General features: G+C 61.6%; 20 protein-coding genes. 4 read left to right on the top strand and 16 right to left on the bottom strand.

Annotated elements, in window-relative coordinates; translation table 11 throughout:
* Positions 1-211 precede the first annotated feature (211 nt).
* Both ABVN19_RS11185 and ABVN19_RS11180 read left to right on the top strand, forming a co-directional pair.
* Positions 212-406 (top strand): hypothetical protein, encoded by a 195-nt coding sequence (locus ABVN19_RS11185; protein ID WP_105641995.1) that lies wholly within the window; start codon positions 212-214, stop codon positions 404-406.
* 127 nt (positions 407-533) lie between these two features.
* Positions 534-899 (top strand): histone-like nucleoid-structuring protein, MvaT/MvaU family, encoded by a 366-nt coding sequence (locus ABVN19_RS11180; RefSeq protein WP_105641996.1) that lies wholly within the window; start codon positions 534-536, stop codon positions 897-899.
* Between the two features lie 86 nt (positions 900-985).
* On the opposite strand, the gene ABVN19_RS11175 is transcribed toward ABVN19_RS11180, so the two are convergent.
* The 3 genes from ABVN19_RS11175 to ABVN19_RS11165 form a co-directional block, all read right to left on the bottom strand.
* A complete protein-coding gene (locus ABVN19_RS11175; protein WP_105641997.1) occupies positions 986-1,924 on the bottom strand; it encodes a zincin-like metallopeptidase domain-containing protein in 939 nt (312 codons plus the stop codon).
* Between the two features lie 86 nt (positions 1,925-2,010).
* Positions 2,011-2,334, bottom strand: coding sequence for a hypothetical protein (locus ABVN19_RS11170; RefSeq protein ID WP_256585851.1), 324 nt, complete (start codon positions 2,332-2,334; stop codon positions 2,011-2,013).
* Positions 2,335-2,633: 299 nt separating this feature from the next.
* Positions 2,634-2,999 carry a DUF3085 domain-containing protein gene (locus ABVN19_RS11165; protein ID WP_105641999.1) on the bottom strand — a complete coding sequence of 122 codons (366 nt, stop codon included), beginning with the start codon at positions 2,997-2,999 and terminating at the stop codon, positions 2,634-2,636.
* Between the two features lie 465 nt (positions 3,000-3,464).
* Between ABVN19_RS11165 and ABVN19_RS11160 the strand changes: the two genes are divergently transcribed.
* Entirely contained in the window at positions 3,465-3,821 is a 357-nt protein-coding gene (locus ABVN19_RS11160; RefSeq protein WP_105642000.1) for a hypothetical protein, read from the top strand.
* Positions 3,822-3,825: 4 nt separating this feature from the next.
* Here ABVN19_RS11160 and ABVN19_RS11155 read toward each other — a convergent pair whose 3' ends face one another.
* From ABVN19_RS11155 to ABVN19_RS11140, 4 genes are read right to left on the bottom strand one after another with little or no spacing between them, the layout of a single operon-like run.
* Positions 3,826-5,364 carry a conjugal transfer protein TraG N-terminal domain-containing protein gene (locus ABVN19_RS11155; RefSeq protein WP_105642001.1) on the bottom strand — a complete coding sequence of 513 codons (1,539 nt, stop codon included), beginning with the start codon at positions 5,362-5,364 and terminating at the stop codon, positions 3,826-3,828.
* A gap of 9 nt (positions 5,365-5,373) precedes the next feature.
* Complete coding sequence (locus ABVN19_RS11150) at positions 5,374-5,679, bottom strand: hypothetical protein (protein ID WP_105642002.1); 306 nt, start codon at positions 5,677-5,679, stop codon at positions 5,374-5,376.
* On the bottom strand, positions 5,676-7,031 hold the full coding sequence (locus ABVN19_RS11145; RefSeq protein WP_105642003.1) for an integrating conjugative element protein: 1,356 nt from the start codon (positions 7,029-7,031) through the stop codon (positions 5,676-5,678). The genes ABVN19_RS11150 and ABVN19_RS11145 overlap by 4 nt, the downstream gene beginning before the upstream one ends.
* On the bottom strand, positions 7,031-8,008 hold the full coding sequence (locus ABVN19_RS11140; protein ID WP_105642004.1) for a TIGR03756 family integrating conjugative element protein: 978 nt from the start codon (positions 8,006-8,008) through the stop codon (positions 7,031-7,033). Before ABVN19_RS11140 ends, ABVN19_RS11145 begins: the two co-directional genes overlap by 1 nt.
* Here ABVN19_RS11140 and ABVN19_RS11135 point away from each other — a divergent pair.
* Positions 8,007-8,135 (top strand): hypothetical protein, encoded by a 129-nt coding sequence (locus ABVN19_RS11135; protein WP_256585852.1) that lies wholly within the window; start codon positions 8,007-8,009, stop codon positions 8,133-8,135. The genes ABVN19_RS11140 and ABVN19_RS11135 overlap by 2 nt on opposite strands.
* 93 nt (positions 8,136-8,228) lie before the next feature.
* Here the strand turns inward: ABVN19_RS11135 and ABVN19_RS11130 are convergent, their stop codons facing one another.
* Genes ABVN19_RS11130 through ABVN19_RS11090 form a run of 9 tightly spaced genes read right to left on the bottom strand, consistent with a single transcriptional unit; the run spans position 8,229 to position 15,654 of the window.
* A complete protein-coding gene (locus ABVN19_RS11130; RefSeq protein WP_105642005.1) occupies positions 8,229-10,970 on the bottom strand; it encodes a conjugative transfer ATPase in 2,742 nt (913 codons plus the stop codon).
* Positions 10,970-11,389, bottom strand: coding sequence for a TIGR03751 family conjugal transfer lipoprotein (locus ABVN19_RS11125; protein ID WP_105642006.1), 420 nt, complete (start codon positions 11,387-11,389; stop codon positions 10,970-10,972). Before ABVN19_RS11125 ends, ABVN19_RS11130 begins: the two co-directional genes overlap by 1 nt.
* Entirely contained in the window at positions 11,352-12,860 is a 1,509-nt protein-coding gene (locus ABVN19_RS11120) for a TIGR03752 family integrating conjugative element protein (protein WP_105642007.1), read from the bottom strand. Before ABVN19_RS11120 ends, ABVN19_RS11125 begins: the two co-directional genes overlap by 38 nt.
* Entirely contained in the window at positions 12,850-13,656 is an 807-nt protein-coding gene (locus ABVN19_RS11115; RefSeq protein WP_105642008.1) for a TIGR03749 family integrating conjugative element protein, read from the bottom strand. Before ABVN19_RS11115 ends, ABVN19_RS11120 begins: the two co-directional genes overlap by 11 nt.
* Entirely contained in the window at positions 13,653-14,294 is a 642-nt protein-coding gene (locus ABVN19_RS11110; protein ID WP_105642009.1) for a PFL_4703 family integrating conjugative element protein, read from the bottom strand. The genes ABVN19_RS11115 and ABVN19_RS11110 overlap by 4 nt, the downstream gene beginning before the upstream one ends.
* Positions 14,291-14,692 carry a TIGR03750 family conjugal transfer protein gene (locus tag ABVN19_RS11105; RefSeq protein WP_105642010.1) on the bottom strand — a complete coding sequence of 134 codons (402 nt, stop codon included), beginning with the start codon at positions 14,690-14,692 and terminating at the stop codon, positions 14,291-14,293. Before ABVN19_RS11105 ends, ABVN19_RS11110 begins: the two co-directional genes overlap by 4 nt.
* A 7-nt stretch (positions 14,693-14,699) precedes the next feature.
* Positions 14,700-15,077, bottom strand: a complete 378-nt coding sequence (locus ABVN19_RS11100; RefSeq protein WP_105642011.1) for a TIGR03745 family integrating conjugative element membrane protein — start codon at positions 15,075-15,077, stop codon at positions 14,700-14,702.
* 15 nt (positions 15,078-15,092) lie between these two features.
* Positions 15,093-15,332 (bottom strand): TIGR03758 family integrating conjugative element protein, encoded by a 240-nt coding sequence (locus ABVN19_RS11095; RefSeq protein WP_105642012.1) that lies wholly within the window; start codon positions 15,330-15,332, stop codon positions 15,093-15,095.
* Positions 15,319-15,654, bottom strand: coding sequence for an RAQPRD family integrative conjugative element protein (locus ABVN19_RS11090; protein ID WP_256585853.1), 336 nt, complete (start codon positions 15,652-15,654; stop codon positions 15,319-15,321). Before ABVN19_RS11090 ends, ABVN19_RS11095 begins: the two co-directional genes overlap by 14 nt.
* Positions 15,655-15,942: the final 288 nt, after the last annotated feature.

Raw genomic sequence — 15,942 nt, 5'->3', positions numbered from 1 at the left:
GCTTTACATTCAGAAGGTCTTTTTGCCTTTTCGGATAGGCCTCTTACCCTTGTGCCCCTTACCATTGCCGCCGTTACCCTTTAACCCCTTGGTCCTTTTCGCGAACGGGAAAATTCGAAGCCTGGCGCATCGCGTTAGGTGCTGGATCGGAATGGCCTGTCCTTTTATCGGGGAGTAGACTGTCCGGCATAATTTTGGGGCAGATGGTCTGATGACGTTGAGCAATGCCGTTTTGATCGTGCTGTTGGCCGACCGGATTCATGGTACGGATGCTGCCATTCGATCTGCGGCCAAGCGCTGCGCGAAAAAGCTGCCACGCAGTCAGCGCGATATGCTGTTCAAGATTGGCAACAGTCCCACGCCTCGGGAACTAGTAGGTCACCTTTGCCAGTTCTTGCCGGACTGACTAGTCAAATAGATATGTTTAAATTTTGAAGGATGAAAAGTTAGCTCAAGAGAGAGTTAACGCTCGGCTAGTAGTTGTGTCTCAGGTAATATCGATTCACATGCCCCAACCCTAGGAAAGATTTCACATGTCCAAACTTGCCGAATTCAAAGCACTGGAAGCTCAACTGGCTGCTCAACTTCAGCAGCTGGACGCGATGAAAAACGATTCCGGCCTGAAGCAGGAAATCGAGTTTGAACAAAAGCTCAAGGCCTTGCTGGATGAGTACGGTATGAACCTGCGCCAGGTCATCACCATTCTCGATCCGTCTAAGGGCGTGAGCGTGAGTACCGCCGCCACCTCCACCAGCGCTCAGCGTAAGCCGCGCGAGGTCAAGCGCTACAAGAACCCGCACAGCGGCGAGGTCGTGGAAACCAAGGGTGGCAATCACAAGATCCTCAAGCAGTGGAAGCAGGAACACGGCTCGGATACTGTCGAGAGCTGGCTGCAGTAATCGGCTGCGCATTAGCCGCGGCCGATACATGGCGCTACAGGCAAAACAAAGGCCCCAATCGGGGCCTTTTTGCTGGTTGAGGGAAATTACGCCGTGAGTCGCTCCGTCGCTTCAATGGTGTGATCGGACTGCAGCGCCAGTAGGTACTCCGAGGCCTCACGGGCCTGGCCACTGGCGCGGAAGATCGCGCGCTTGTCCTCCTTGAGGATCTTCAGCCAGGAGGCCAGGTACTCCTCGTGGCGCAACTCTCCCTGGGTGCCGGTCAGCGCGTAGAGAAACGCTGCACCCATTTCTGCGACCAACTCCTCGAAAGCATAGGCTGCGGAACCGAACGCGTGCCCGCCGGTGATGCCATCGCGATTCAGGCGCGATCGATGCCCCGACCAGTGGGTCAGCTCATGCAGGGCCGTCGCGTAGTAGCTGCCGACGTCCTCGAACTGGGCCTTGGTGGGCAGCTGGATGCGATCGCGCAGCGGCTGATAGAACGCGCTATCGCCATAGCAATGCTCGATCTGCGCGCCGCAGGCTAGCAGCAGCTGCTCGGCCGGGGCATGGTCGATAAACGCGGGCGGCTTGGTGTGCTCAGCGGGGTCTGGCTCCTCGCAAGGCAAGCCTTCGGTCTGCTCAATGTTGAATAGATAGTGCGTGCGCAAGAGGGCGAACTGCACCATCTTGATATTGCCCTGGTCATCGCGAACGACCTGGCCGTCCTCGTCGTGCGCCTCCTTGCTCATCGGTTTGTACAGCACCGCGAGGGTGGATTGCTCGCCCTTGCGTACATGGCCACCAGCTTTGCGTGCCTGGTTGAAGGTCAGCCAGCGATCCTGGGTGAAACCTCGCAGGCGCGCCTCGGCCCACAGCAGTGGAATGTTGATGCCGGCGTAGGGGCGTCTGGTGATGGCGTTGATGGGAAAAGGGGAGTCAGCACTTGAACCAGTGGTGGTCCAGGGTTTGATCCAGGGGATCACGCCTTGGCTCAAGGCGCTGACGATCTTGTTGGTGACATCCAGATAGATATCGGACATGGCGTTCTCCGGGCGTGTAGAGGGAACGCTGCCCAGCCGGGAAGGGTTCCCGGTGAAGTAGTGAGGCAGTAGCGGTGCTGACAGGGTCAGAGGGCGGCGATTTCGACTACGAGCTCGCCGGGCAGCCGGATGAGCAGAAAAGCCGGTCCGCTGCGTGGGGTGATGCGAGCCAGCTGAAGCTGCGGCAGGTGAGCAGATACGGAAGTGCCGTTGCTCCGCGAACGGTCGAGTTGCAGCTCTATGGGGCAGTTTGAGGTACGCGGTGCCGAGGTCAGCACGCTGTTGAGCAGGTCTGCCAGGCGCAGAGCTGACTGTCCGATGGGTTCCTCGCCTGTGGCAGGTGCAATGAACTGCTGCCAAGCGCCTGGGCTCAGCACCACAGCGTTGGAAAAGCGCTTCATCCTGGACATTGGGACCTCCGCGTAGCTGATCCCGCGACACCTCATGTGAGGTTTGTGCATGGATTGCCTCAATCCGAGCAAGGCATTGAGCTGGGGGATTTCATGTATTAAACCGCGCTTGGACGTGAGGTCAATCTCCGATCTTTACCTCCAATGGAGGTCTCTATCCAGGGGGGGGCAAGGGAGACTTTCGGCCTCGGATCCCTGACAAACGGCGATCTTCACCCGACTGAAACATGGTGCGAGAGGCGTCCAGAGAGGCCCGTTAAAGGTGCCGCTCTGGATACGCGAGGTGCTCGCTTCTGCGTTCAAGATTTTCCTGCGGGGTCAACCTCGGCGGCCAGGTACAGGTGGGTAGAAGTAGCCTCCACCACCAGCGATCCTGCGGTACCGCGAAGGCTGGCGAGGACAGGATCATTGATGTCGAAGTACTCGGTAAAATCATCGCCGCCGAATTCATCGCGGGCGCGATTCCACCAAGTGTCGAAGTCGTCGACGTTGGGGTTGCAGCCAGTGGCATAAGCCACGCGTTTGCGGCCACCGCCATCCGGTATGCTTTCGCCGATCTCGGACATGAGGTAAACACCGTGGTCCTTCACCAATATCAATCTGCAACCATTGATACCGGCCTCGGCCAACACGGCGTGAAGTTCAGTGCCTGTGAAACGCAGCATGATGAGATCCTCCAGAGGGTGCGGAGGAACGCCACCCTGTATGGGAGAGTTCCCAGCACTGGAATGGATGTGAGTAGGGTGCAACGAAGACGCGGGTTCAGTGAACCCGGGGAATTAGAAAGCGTTCATCACCGGGGAACGGTGACCATGCGAGCTGCCGAACGCGAATCGCATTTAGGGGTAACCATCACATGCGTGACGTAGCCTCAAAGGTTATGGCTACCTGGGGTGCTGGAAAACCAGCGATTGCATAATTGGTTTACCAAGCGAACCGATATAGCGTCAATGGCGCTTTTCGGTGGAGGCAATGTTCCCTATCCAATGAGCGCCACCGGCGATAATCCGCGTTGTCTAAGTGATCAACGGTCATGGAATTTAGCGACAGAGGAGTAAGCTAGAGCTTGGATCCAAATTAGCGGTAGCGGCTTGGCCGCGAACGCGGTGACGGGTAAGGGAGGCAATCAAATGTCGACTCCAGCATCCTCGACTTCTGGCCGGACCGGCATCGGCAAGCATCTTATTCGCGCTGCGGTTGGTGCTGGTCGAGTGCTGAACAGATTCGAATCCAACGCTTTGAACTCCGGCGTTTTGGCCTCTGTGCCGTTCAAGTATCGCAAAATTGGCTTTTATGTTTTTAAGTTGATCCTGATGCTCGCCGTTGCTTCAGTTGCGATTTCTCTCGCGCTCGGGATGCTGGCTGTATGGACCATTGCCGCGCTGCCAATCAGTACTGAGAGACAGCCCCGGATCCATGAAATGAGCCACCCTCGACATCATCTTAGATTCCCAGAAATGTACGACGACAATGGAGCCTCCAGGTGATTGGTTATTTCAGTCTGCGGGCACCGGACATGACCTGTGAAGATCCCTTCTCTGCTTGTACCTGAGCACCTTCTGTTCCCCGAGTGAGGAGCGTTTGCATACCGCTACCCACGTTGTATCCCGCCCAGCTCATTACGCCGAGGAAAAACATCGGCAGTACTACGAACATTGCACCCATTACGTACTCGATCACCTGAGCGGTGACTGTCCCATCCATGAACCCTGCTGTCGGCAACGACAACAGCGCTTGGTCTGTGGCGGAAACTTGGTTGTACAGTGTTTCGAGCATGCTCGAGTCGATCCAGCGCGCGAGCTCCCACCAGAACGTCAGCATGTGCAGCGTGAACAGCGCGAATGTGATCGTCATGAGCGCCTTGAGCTGGTAGGTGCTGATCAGCAGTACCAGCGGCAGACTGATGATCGTGCCCATGATCAGAAAGGCCTGGACCATCGGCAATGCCGCACGCAGCGCATTCATCGCCGGGAAGTTACTGAACGAGCCCAAGGCCAAGCCGGTGTTCGTGGCCAGGTTGTTCAGCCCTTGCGTCAACGAGCCGCCCCGCGCGCTGCTACCGTAGTCCTGGAACACCTGCCCAGGCGCCATGCTCAATGATTGCTGCCGTGGGCTCACCAGTTCACGCAAAGTGGCGTCTTCAACCTCCGTAGAGGTGCGCCCCGTCAGCCAGCCCCGTAGCTGCGATAGCAGTGATGGATCAACCTCGGCCACCAAGCGATCGCGCAGTCCGATCGTGCCGTCGCTCCACCACTGCTTGCAGGTGGGGTAGCCGGCACCGCTGTCGAGCTGGGGCAGGGAGGTGTCTCGGGTCTCGTCGTATGGCCAATCGACTCTGGGCATTCGCGAGCGATCGGTATCGTAGTAGCCCGGTGTGTTGAGCAGGTAGGTCGAGCCAATCCATGACGCGTCGTAGCTCTGCGACTCGTCCAGCTCGGGGCGATTGGTGAACAGCCGCGAGCGCGAAAAACCGTAGCAGTCTCGAGTAAAGTCGGCGACTTCCTGTAGCAGCACCTGGTCGTTGATCCGCGAGCTGTCGATCTCCATGCGCATTGCACGGATGTCGGGTGCGCAGGGAATCGACGCGGTCGCTGCGGCGGTGATGCCTTTGCTCATGGCATGCACGAGGAACCACCACACCGGCACGTTTGCTGACTTCTCGCCGATGGTATTGAAGGTCGTGCCCCAGGCCGTGTCGGCAGGCCTGGCCATGGACACACCACAGCGCTGGCTTGTGGCATCGTCGAAAGTCACGGAGGACAGGTTCAGCGGAAAGAATGGCATGCAGCCAAACAGAATGACTACGTAGCTCATCCACAGCCGATTCTCGACGCGAGGGATCGATAGCAGGCCCTTGTTGCCCTCGTCAGCTCCCTGTTGGCGGGCCGATAGCCACTCCTGCAGGATGATCGCGCCGAAGGGGGCCGCGAACAGCCCGGTGTCCGCCAACGTGTTCCAGATCCCGTTGTTGATGATCCAGGCCAGCAGCGACAGGTAGTACTCGAGGTAGCTGTTGGTGCTCATGTTCATGGCTACACCTCACACGCGAGCCAGTTCGACCAGGATGATCGAGCTGAAGCCGATCAATCCCAGACGCTTTAGCCGTTGCTGGTCCACAGGCGTAGCCCGCATCCGCAACGCTGCGGCCCAACCGGCGAAGATCAGCGTGTACAGCAGGGCGCGCCACCACGCGAAGTAGGGCGTAGTCGCCTGAGCAGACTGGAGCCTATCTAGGTGGATGGCGGGCAGTTGCAGCGCCATCCAGGCAATCAGCAACATGACCAGCATGAAGCCGAGGATCAGCAGCATGTGGACGATCAGGGATCTCATAGATGACGTGATCATGGCGTGCTCCTCTCCTGTTCAGCCCGGCGCAGTCGGTCCGACTCCGGGTCGCGCTGATCGATGCTGCGCGAGGCGTCGGCGCCGCCTGCGTGGCGATCGAGAACCAGGCTGGCGGTATTGGTGGCCAGCGACTGGCGTACCTGCAGCTCGGTTTGCAGCAGTCGAATCTCACGTTCCAGGGTTTCGACGTTGCTATTCAGAGCAGTGGTGGCGGGCTGTGCCGAAGCCACATTGGGTTCGTGGCTGCCGGCGAATAGGGTGCGCTGCAGCAGCATCGCCTTGTAGATGACGCTGGACAGTGCGGTCTCACTGGCCAAGCGACGGGCCAGTAGGTTCTGGTCGGGGTCGTCGCGCAGCCCCTCGATGACGCCGCGCGAGACCTGCAGCAGCGGACTGGAGACTTTGCCGAGGTTCTCCGGAGTGGGTTGGTCGGCGCCCGAGATCATGCGCTGCAGGCCTTCCAGGTGTTCCGTGTAGGTTTCCTGTATCAGCGGCGACAGGCCTGTACCGGCGGTTACGCGCAGCGCCTCGCAGTCGTTGCAGGTCTCCACCTCGGTTTCACCGAGCACACGCGTCGCCCATTCGGAGGCATCCTCGGGGCTCGACCAGGCCTGGCAGATGGCGCCATTCTGGCAAGCCGACCCGAGGGCGGAGGAGTCCTCAGCGGACCGGCTGTGCAGCAGGTTGTAGCCGGCCTTGACCACGTCAGACGTCACTCGGATGGGTTGCTGGCCGTTGCCACCGGCTTTCTGCCCGCCGACCCAGCTGACGCCGTTGTTGCCGTTGTTCGACTCGGTATCCTTCACCGCCATGACGGCATCGCCGCCGGACTGCTCGAGGTTGTGCTGCATTTCCTGATTCTGGGCCAGCGCACCCCAGCCGGCCTGGTCGACCTTGTCGGCCATTTTCGCCGCCATCGCCTGGCAGGTGAGCTTGGAACGGTCGAAGTCGATGCGCCCCTGCAGCACGCCATTACTCAGCAACTCATACAGCCCGGGATTGGCGCGCTGAATGATCATCGCCGGCAACGACATCACTGCCTGCGTGGCGTTTTGGATGACGTTACCCATGATTTGCTGAAAGCCCTGGGTGGCACCATTGAGCTGGTTCTGCAGGGTGTTCGATAGGTTCATGTTTCCGCACATCATGTTGGCGCGCCAGGACATACCCACGCCGAGGCCATTGGGGCGGTAGAGCGAGGAGGGCGCACCGGCTGCTGAGCCGCCACCGATGGTGTACATCACGCGGTCATCCAGGACCGGAGCCTGGTCACCAAGGTGGTAGCCGTTCTCTGCAGCATGGCCTGCGGCACACACGAGGAAGCACACCAACCCGAGCGCGAGGATTTTCATCAGTGGCCTCCATCAAAGTCGATGCTGAACAGAAACGTCTGGCCCATGCGCTGGCAGCAGCGGTAGGGCCGCCAGAGCGACCAGGCATAGGCGCCGTCGGCGCTCTGGATCGTTGGGCTGGGGAAGATGGCGCAGGTGTTCTGGATCACCGGGGTGAGTAACTGCCAGCGGTGGTTGTTGACGTTGTTCTCCATCACCGGCTGCGGCGGCCAGTAGCCAGGGGCCGGCATCGGTTGCAGCGGTAGATAAACGTGCGGCTGGCCGACGCGGGTGATGAAGTCGCTGGCGCGTTGGGCCATCACGGCAGCCGCCTTGAAATCGTCGGGCTGCACCAGAAAACCGTGTCGCGGATACACGTTGCCCCACATGTCCCCGAGTGCCTGGTTTCCGATCTCGCGCATCCCCGGGACCAGTGCCTGTGGGTAGACGGATTCGGGAATGGCTTGCCGCCAAGCCAGCGGATCGAGCGTGCTGAGGTAGTAGGGCGCAAACGGCACAGCTCCGTTTGGGCAGGCATAGCCGAACGTGTGCGCCAGGGCCGTCAGGGCTGCTCCGCCGGGATGGCCAATGCCGTCGACATTCTTGAACCTGGGCAGGTTATCGCGATGCAGCGACGGCGTGATCAGGTTGCCACCTCCTTGCGACGCCGGCGTCGGCGCCGACAGCGCCGACATTTCGCTCCAGGGATTGGCGCCGGTGTCGGCATAGCTCGATACCACCAGCTCGGGAATGAAGTGATGGATCTTCGGTGAGGTTCGCACCGTGCAACCGAAGGGCGTACAGAGCAGCCAGTAGCAGATTCCGACGATTCGGTACTCCAGGCACTGCAGCGACCCGACGGAGGCGATGATGGTAGGCGTGGTCAATGCAAGGCACTGCTCGGCGACGACCAGTAGAGTTGCCGCGGTGAAGGCACGGCCACGCCGAGCCTTTCTGGGCTTCGACGCTTTGCTTCGGTTGAAGGCGGTGACGTTCATGGGCAACGCTCGGCAGGTGGCAGCGGTGAGCATCCGTGCGCCAAGTTTCAGCATCCCTGATCCGGTACTGGAGGAGGGCGGACAAACCGAGTCCGGGGTGATCGATTTTGTCGGGCGCTCGATTTAGCGGCGCGAGATGCGCAAAATGCCAGAGGAGTACAAATGTGCTTCTGTCGATTTTTGCTGAACAGAGGGGCTCTAATTGCCATGACGGTTTCGTTCACGACATGCCGCGCAGTCGATCAATCCCCGCTGCGACCTGCAGGGCGGCCTCCAGCTCGGACTGCTGGTGCTCTTCCATCAATCGCCAGCGCTGGGCTTTTTCCTCGGGCTCGGTCATGGCCAAGGCGAGGTACAGACTCGGTGGCACCGCGCGGAACAGCGTCTGCAAGTTCTTGGACAGGACCACGCCCTCGGTGTATTTGCCCGAAGCCTTGCTCGCGGAGAGCAGCAACGCTTTCTGTGCCGGCGTGAGTTTCTTGAAACGGGCAATTTCCTCGATTTCCGCTGGCGGCATGTTCAAGCAGATCCACCACTCAATCATGTTGAGCATGGTCTGCGCCGCGTCTGGCAAGTCAGCCATGTTCTGCGTCGCCAGCCAGAACCAGGCGCCGAGCTTGCGCCACATCTTCGTGCCCTTGACCACAAAGGGGGCCAGCAACGGGTTTTTGGTGATGATGTGGCCTTCGTCGGTGACCATGATGATCGGTCGCCCCAGGTACTGATCGCGCTCAGCGATGTTGTTTACCGTGTTCATCAGGCTGATGTAGCTGATCGACATCTGCGCCTCGTAACCCTCACGGGCATAGGTGGCGAGGTCAACGATCGTTACGTCGCTCTCCGGCCAGGGCGTGCCGGGCCGGTCGAACAATGCACCTTCGAAACCCTGGCAGAACAGGTCGATGGACTCGGCCATCTCCTGGGCCCGCTCACGGCGTTTGTTGGGCAGGTGGGTATCGCTGGCGACCTTACGTAGGGCATCGCGAATATGCCGGGTCAGCACCTGCTGCTCCGTCGTGGCGCAGTGTCGAGCGGCATCAAGGATGCACTCGCGGATCAGGCTGCGGTCCGCCCGGGTCAGGCGCGCTTCTTCCTTGGCTTCGCCACCGGTGATCATCAGCCGCGCGGTGATCTCCAACTCGCCCAGCACGTCGCGCTGCTCATCACTGTCCGGCGCGGCCTCAGCCAGATCTTCGGTAGACAAGCTGGCGACCTGGTCCGGATGTTCGATCAGGCGCCGGGCATGGGCGAACGGCGCCATGCTCACATCGCTGCCTGGTTTGAGCTGAACCTTGTTGACGGACAGGCCGAGGGTGGCGAAGTAGTCGCCCTGCAGGCCAAAAGAGTTGCCGGCTTCGACGATGAACAGTCGCGGCCGGTACACGGCCATGACCTGCATGAGGATCGAGACTAGAGTGGCCGACTTGCCGGCGCCGGTCGGGCCAAACAACAGCAGGTGGCCGTTCATGGAGCGGTCAAAGCGCGACAGCGGGTCGAATGACAGCGGCGCACCACCGCGGTTGAAGAAGGTGATGCCCGGGTTGCCAGTACCGATGCTGCGCCCCCAGAGCGGCAGCAGGTTGGCGACGTGCTGAGCAAACAGCAGTCGGGTGTACCAATTGCGTGTGTCACGCGCCGGGTTGTAGATCATCGGCAACCAGCGCAGGTAGCTGTTGCAGGCGGCCACTTCATCGCCCTCGCGCACCGGTTGCAGGCCGGCACCGAGCAGCACATTGGCGGCCTGGACCGAACGCTGACGCAGCTGCTGTTCATCGGCGCCGCGCAGGTACAGCGCCAACGTGCCGCGGTACAGCTTGTGCTGGCGCCCAATCAGCGCCCGCGCTTCTTCCACGTCCTGGCGGGTCTGGGTCGAAGCGAGGTTTTCGCCGATGGCTTTGCGCGCCAGGCGGTTGAGCTGCTCCTCGAGCACATCCTGGGGGGTGATCACCAAGGTCAGGCTCATTACTGTCTGCTCGGGCAACTGGTCGAACAGGGCGTTTAATGCTTCGCCCTTGCGCGTCTCGCCGGTCAGCTGGCCGATATGTGGTGGCCTGCGCAGCTTGTCGACCACCATCACAGCGTGGGGCTGCTGATCGAAGTACCACAGACCTTGCTCGCTATCGGAACGTGGTTCATTAAAGAACAGCCGCTCGGCGAAATCGTGGTCGAACGGCAGCGGCAGCTCCTCGCCGTCATCCACTTCCGGGTAGGGCACACGTCGATAGAACGCGGCAGGGGATTCGCCGGTGAGGGCAGGAGCGGGGTTGAACCAGGGCAGCAACCACGCGTAGAAATCACGCCCGATCAAGCGTCGAGGGCTGACCCCGCAGGCCTGCAGCGAGGCCACCAAGCGGTCGCAGGTGCGGTTCAACAGCTGAACCGGGCTCTGCCCATCCTCGTCAGCCTGCTCCCCGAGCCAGCGATAGACCACCAGGCGAATCCGCCGGTTGCTACCGCGCCACGGCAGGTGAGACACCACATGGTCGTCGAACAGCCCGCCCGGTTTGCCGACGGCATCAAGGTGTCGCTGCAACGACGCGAGGAAGGCCTCGGTGAATGGCGTACCTCGCGCGCGCGGCGCGATGTAGCGCTCCAGGCGTTCAAGGTACGGGGCGAAGTCACTGTCGTCCTGGCAGAAGAACTGCACCACCCAGGGCGCTTGGTCGAATTCGTCGAAGCTGTCTTGCAGCGCATCTTCCAGCGCATCGCGCGCTGCCATTAGCCATTCGGGCTCGCGACCCTCGGTGCCGATCGGCTGCAGCTCGAACACGGCGCCCACGGAACGGTTGTCATCAAGCAGAAAGCACTGTCCCTCTTCCAGATACTCGACCCAGGGCAGGTGGTCGGTGAAGCTGGGGTTGTGCGCGTACTGGGCGGCCTCGTCGGCCAGGGTGGCGCGCCGGCGCTGTGCCGCGCGCCAGGGCTTCCAGCGGGACGGATCGCGACTCGCGTCATCAGCCATCACAGACCGTCCAGGCGCTCGCCGGGCAGCGCGTACTGGACCTTCTCGTACAACGGGAACACGGTCGAGTAGCCAGGCACCGGCGTTTGTTGGGTACCTGCCAGATGCGGGTAGACGTACATGACCAGGTCTGGATTGGGCAGACGCGGGAACTGGGCACGGATTTCATTGGCGGCGGTGCGCGTGTAGGCGCTCTGGTCGTTGATCCGGCGTTCGGGATCAAGCACCGGTCGACGCAGTTCGCCACGCGCCTCCGACAGCTGCTGCTGAGTACCGACCGAGCCACCGCCGTTCCAGATATCCAGCATGGTGTGATCACCGTGGGGCAGCATTTCTTCCTTGTTGGTGGAGCAGCCCGCCAGGTGCAGGCCGAGCAGCAGGCTAATCCAGATCCAGTACCGAGACGGATGGGCTTTCATGGTTCACTCTCCGGCCTTTGGGTTCGTAGTCGATGCTGATTTCGTGGTCCAGATGCAGGGCCACTCTGGCCCCAGGCGGCACGTAGATGGCGGCGAATGCTTCACCGTAGAGCTTGTTGATCCACTCGCGGATGTCGCCAATACCCCCGCTGATCACCGAGTTCAGCGCGCTGTTGCCGCTGTTCTGGGACAGGCCCAGGCTGCCGCTGGCCGAATTGATGAAGGAGGTGTTGGTCTGCTCGCTGCCCAGGGCTGCAGCGAAGCCGGCGCCGGCTGCGGTGATCAGGCTCTGGCTGCCCAGATACTGCTGGGCGTTGGAGCGGCGCTCGCCGGAAATGCAGGGAATGCCGTAAGGGTCGGAGATGTAGCCCAGGCCGCCGCGGATCTTCTCGGTGTCCGAGGTCTGGGTGCTGCTGCGATTTCGGCTGACGACCTTCTGCGGCTGCGGCACCGTGCGGACAGTACCGTCGCTGAAGATGAAGGTGATCGACTCGACCTGGCCGCGCACGCAGGACAACGTCCAGTCACCGGCGGCAGTGCCGCTCATGACCGCGCCGACCACGTCCGGCAGGTCGATGCCGTTGGCAGTGAGGTTGTCTGGCCCCACCAGCACCTTGAACGGATAGGGATCGTTCACTGTGCCGTCCACCGGCACCCGGCCAATCAGTGCTGTCATGGCGATCGAGCCCATCAACGTCGAGTTCTCGGGAAGGGTGTAAACAGGCCTGGCGCTTTCGGTACGGTCTTGAGCGTCTTCCAGATCACGCTCGCCTTTGGCGACGGCACGTAAGCGGTCCTGGCCACGATCGATGGCGTTGTTGTCCAGACTGTGCAGGTCCTTAAACTTTGAGGTCAACGACGACAGGGGACCATCAGCTTTACCGGTATCCTCTTGCCCGGCGCGTGCATTCGACGGTTCGATCCACTGCACCGCATCTGCCGGCGCTTGAGCCCCTACAAATTGCTGCTCGTCGCCCGGTTCAAGACCGAAGCCTGCGGGAACATCTGACTTCGCGGCTGGCTTGCCGGTGAGCTGGTCCTTGAGCCTAGAGAGCAGCCCCTGGGTCTCGCGGTGCTGCTGCTCAGCTTTCTGCCGAGCATCGTTGGCCTGCTGGCGCTGCTCGGTGACCTGTTGGGTGACGCTGCTCAGCGTGCTCTGGATGCGCGTGTCGATATTGCCTTCGCGCGTGCGCAGCCGGTTGTTCTCGGTCTGCAGCGCATCGTTGCCTTTCTTCAACGTCTGCATTTCGCTGCGCATCGCTTTTACCTGGCCGATCAGCGTGGCCACGGTGTCGCGCGGGGTGTCGCCAGCGATGCCCAAGGCTTTGGCCTGTTCCGCGCTGAGCGCGGCCTTGTCAGGATCGTGAACGGGCTCGCTGTTTGGCGCGGCCACCCAGGATTTGACGATGATCAGCACGATGCCCAACAGGACCCCGGGCACCAGCCACTTCAGCAGGCTGTTAGCTTTCATGATCGCCAGCCTCCGGTTTTGGCGGGGGCAGCAGCAGCGCGTGCTTCAGGTCGCCGCCACGGGTAACCAGGTAGGCTACGGTGGTGTCTTCAGGCGTGCCGGCAAGGCCGAGGTCCGCGTGCTGGAAAGTTGCCGCGTACAGCGTGGCTTGCAGGTGGCGCGGGTCCAGCGCCACCTTGCCGGGGCCGCGGTTCACGATCTTCACCGCCGTTACCCAGTAGTCGCCCAGCCGCCAGGCTGCGAGTGCCTTGATCGAAACCCGTTCGGTGGGCAGCAAGGTGCTGAACGCGGCAGAGTCGCTCAAGGAAACCCGACGTACACCGGGCAATGGTGCCACGGTACGCAGGGGCGCATAGAGGTTCTGCGCGGCATAACGGGTGAGCACCACCGGTACCGGTGTCGCGGTCGGTGCGGTGTCTTTTGCGGCCTCATCGTCTGGCGCCTGACCCTGGGCCACGATCTTGACTGGCTCCAGTGCCTCGCTACCCTCAAGCGCCTCGATGTCGATCAGGATGATGTCGCCCGACTTCACCGACTGCAGTTGCAGCCGGGTCGGGGGGAGGGCCTCTGCGGCGCGCAGGTACACCGTGCCTCCGACCGACTGCACACGCAGCTTGCCGGCGACCGTGCCCGGCACCCCCACGCGAACATCCTCATCCAGCATCAGGACTCGCTCCTGGTCCACCGTAAGTGGAACGGCCAGCGGCAGGCGGTCCCAGTATTTGACCTCGACCGCACCGGCTGCAGAACACCAACCTGCAGCTACCGCCAACATCATGATCAAGACTCGCATCATCCCGCACCTCCAGGCAGCGTCAGCTTCTGCGGCGTGCCTTCGTAGCAGTCCAGGGCCAGGCCCCACTTGTTGTACTCGGGGTCGACGTCGAAGCGCACCACTCGCAGCGGGTAGCGCACCACCACGCGTTTCACCGGTTCGGCGGCGTAGTACTCGTCGGCATTGAGGTCGAGTCTGACCAGCCAGCTGTGCTTATCCAGCTGTTTCACACGCAGGTCGGGATCGTCGCTGTAGCCGCGGCCCAGCACCTCGTAGACGCCGCGCACTCGGCCGCGCAGTTCGCCGGCGGCCTTGCGGTACTCGAAGTCGCCGTCGAAGAAGGTCTTGCACGCCGGTGTCAGGTAGGGCTGCAAGGCAAAGATGGCGCGGTGGTAGTCGACCTCGCCGTCGGTGGGCCAGCGGTTGAGCTGGCCGAAGATGTACAGCGCGAAGGCGTAGATGTTTTCCGGGGGTACATCCCACCACTTGCGCGTACTACCGGAACGCAGATCGGGTGGCACGTGAATGGTGAGCTCAGACGGCGCGGACTGCCAGCCATACCAGAGCCCGCAGCACAGCAGCGCCAGGATCCCCACGGCCAGGCGCAGACTGAAGATATGCGCCTGCTGCGCATCCACCTTATTGCGGAAGCGGCTCATGGCGTGCCCCTCGCATGCCGACGCGTACGGCGCACGGTCCAGGGCCCCGAGTGCAGGATCAGCTGATGAGTGCCGATGCCCCAGTGCGCCGCCAAGTGCCACTGCATACGTCGGTACAACCAAGTTTCGGGGCGGGCACGCTTGGCCCGGCGCAGCAGCTTGCCGCCGCCGAGCAACATCAATGCCATGCACAGGAACATGCACGTGGGGAGGGTAGCGAGGGAGGCGGTGGCCACCGCCAGCGGTGCGCCGAGAATCGCACCCAGCCCGGCGCCGACGACTAGGGCGACCCACATCTCGTCGTTGGTGAGTCCGCGAAGCACGGCCGGGTCACGGTTGAGCCGCTCCGGGAGGAAGGTCAGCGTGCCGTCAGGCAGAGTGGCTGGGGCGTCGGACATGGTGACCTCACAGGATCGTCGCGGCTTTGGTGAGGAACCACAGGATCACTACCACCAGCAGCGCGCCGACGCCGACCACGGCGCCGAGGTCTTTCCAGGTCTTGCGCTGGTTTTGCACGTCGGCGTAGACGGTGAGCGAGTGCCAGGCCACGCCAAGGAAGGCGAGGGTAGCAATCAGCAGACCGAGCAGAATGCCGCCGTCGTAGGCGTAGTTCTTGATGGTGTCGATCAGGCCCGAGCCCTCACCGCGAGACGGTGCTTCCATGGTCGGCAGGTCGGCCCAGGCCAGTGTCGAACTCAACAGCATCAGACCGCCGAACAGGGCTTTCGAACAGGATTCCCGCAGCAGAGCGAGCGGGCGATGACAATGACGGGGGAGGTTCATGGCAAGGTCTCCTGATTACGACAGCATGAAAAACATCAGCACGATTAGGGCGAGGGCCAGGCGTAGCGTGCTGCCGCCGAACGCACCGAAATTGAGGTTGCCGGCCGCCCAACCGCGGTAGCCGGTCCACAGCGCCCAGGTGCACCAGAGCAATGCGAGCACGAGCACCGATGAGCGCCACATCACCGAACTGAGCTGCGGGGAATATCCGGCCACGGCCGAAAACGCGTTAAGTTGGGCGTCAGTCATGCTCATCGGAAGACCTCGAGTGAGGCGCTTCAGCACGGTAATCACCGGACAGCTCGATCAGATCAGCTGGCTGGGCACGCGAGGGCGACAGGTATTTTTGGATGCCTTGGCGCACACGCTCGAGGTCCGCAGCGAACCTCGAATAATCGAACCGATAGCGGGTCTCCGCGGTACTGACTGAGGCGGTGCTTGCGCGGTCGGCCAACAGTTCGATGGCAGTGATCTGCCCTTGCATGAGGCCCAGCTCCGAGCGCTCCGGCGCGTCTTGAGCAGCGGCACCGAGCGACACTAGACAGGTAAGCAATAGGGCAGAAGTGGAAGTGTTCATGGCGAAATCCAGCCGGGTAACTGGCATTCACCTTGGGGAGTCAGGCAGCCTTTGGCATGGAATAAAGGGATCTTCGAGCCTTCGCTTTAGAACAAAAGACTGCAGTGAGTGCGTCGTGAGCCACTGGGGCAAGTGTGTTGGATCGGCTACGTATTACTCTCCTATGAGCGCAATCGGCCCAGAGTGTGTAAAAACAGATCAGCCAACGGCACTGAACCAAGGATCTCGTTGCTGGGTCTGCTAAAAGTTTCCCTGGGTGAAGCTGACGTTTTTACGTGGCCCCGACCG

The sequence above is a fragment of the Pseudomonas vranovensis genome, assembly GCF_040438935.1.
In the GTDB taxonomy this organism is placed as follows: domain Bacteria; phylum Pseudomonadota; class Gammaproteobacteria; order Pseudomonadales; family Pseudomonadaceae; genus Aquipseudomonas; species Aquipseudomonas vranovensis.
The sequence above is the reverse complement of the archived record's forward strand: the minus strand, read 5'-3'. Positions and strand labels throughout refer to the sequence as shown.

Bases quoted from the DNA above. Each gene is read 5' to 3' on its own strand.
- ABVN19_RS11155 (WP_105642001.1), bottom strand. From the start codon at position 5,364: ATGAACATGAGCACCAACAGCTACCTCGAGTACTACCTGTCGCTGCTG.
- ABVN19_RS11165 (WP_105641999.1), bottom strand. From the start codon at position 2,999: ATGCTGCGTTTCACAGGCACTGAACTTCACGCCGTGTTGGCCGAGGCC.
- ABVN19_RS11160 (WP_105642000.1), top strand. From the start codon at position 3,465: ATGTCGACTCCAGCATCCTCGACTTCTGGCCGGACCGGCATCGGCAAG.
- ABVN19_RS11100 (WP_105642011.1), bottom strand. From the start codon at position 15,077: ATGAACCTCCCCCGTCATTGTCATCGCCCGCTCGCTCTGCTGCGGGAA.
- ABVN19_RS11135 (WP_256585852.1), top strand. From the start codon at position 8,007: ATGGGCAACGCTCGGCAGGTGGCAGCGGTGAGCATCCGTGCGCCAAGT.
- ABVN19_RS11185 (WP_105641995.1), top strand. From the start codon at position 212: ATGACGTTGAGCAATGCCGTTTTGATCGTGCTGTTGGCCGACCGGATT.
- ABVN19_RS11180 (WP_105641996.1), top strand. From the start codon at position 534: ATGTCCAAACTTGCCGAATTCAAAGCACTGGAAGCTCAACTGGCTGCT.
- ABVN19_RS11120 (WP_105642007.1), bottom strand. From the start codon at position 12,860: ATGAAAGCTAACAGCCTGCTGAAGTGGCTGGTGCCCGGGGTCCTGTTG.
- ABVN19_RS11170 (WP_256585851.1), bottom strand. From the start codon at position 2,334: ATGTCCAGGATGAAGCGCTTTTCCAACGCTGTGGTGCTGAGCCCAGGC.
- ABVN19_RS11090 (WP_256585853.1), bottom strand. From the start codon at position 15,654: ATGAACACTTCCACTTCTGCCCTATTGCTTACCTGTCTAGTGTCGCTC.
- ABVN19_RS11115 (WP_105642008.1), bottom strand. From the start codon at position 13,656: ATGATGCGAGTCTTGATCATGATGTTGGCGGTAGCTGCAGGTTGGTGT.
- ABVN19_RS11145 (WP_105642003.1), bottom strand. From the start codon at position 7,031: ATGAAAATCCTCGCGCTCGGGTTGGTGTGCTTCCTCGTGTGTGCCGCA.
- ABVN19_RS11150 (WP_105642002.1), bottom strand. From the start codon at position 5,679: ATGATCACGTCATCTATGAGATCCCTGATCGTCCACATGCTGCTGATC.
- ABVN19_RS11105 (WP_105642010.1), bottom strand. From the start codon at position 14,692: ATGTCCGACGCCCCAGCCACTCTGCCTGACGGCACGCTGACCTTCCTC.
- ABVN19_RS11110 (WP_105642009.1), bottom strand. From the start codon at position 14,294: ATGAGCCGCTTCCGCAATAAGGTGGATGCGCAGCAGGCGCATATCTTC.
- ABVN19_RS11095 (WP_105642012.1), bottom strand. From the start codon at position 15,332: ATGAGCATGACTGACGCCCAACTTAACGCGTTTTCGGCCGTGGCCGGA.
- ABVN19_RS11130 (WP_105642005.1), bottom strand. From the start codon at position 10,970: ATGGCTGATGACGCGAGTCGCGATCCGTCCCGCTGGAAGCCCTGGCGC.
- ABVN19_RS11125 (WP_105642006.1), bottom strand. From the start codon at position 11,389: ATGAAAGCCCATCCGTCTCGGTACTGGATCTGGATTAGCCTGCTGCTC.
- ABVN19_RS11140 (WP_105642004.1), bottom strand. From the start codon at position 8,008: ATGAACGTCACCGCCTTCAACCGAAGCAAAGCGTCGAAGCCCAGAAAG.
- ABVN19_RS11175 (WP_105641997.1), bottom strand. From the start codon at position 1,924: ATGTCCGATATCTATCTGGATGTCACCAACAAGATCGTCAGCGCCTTG.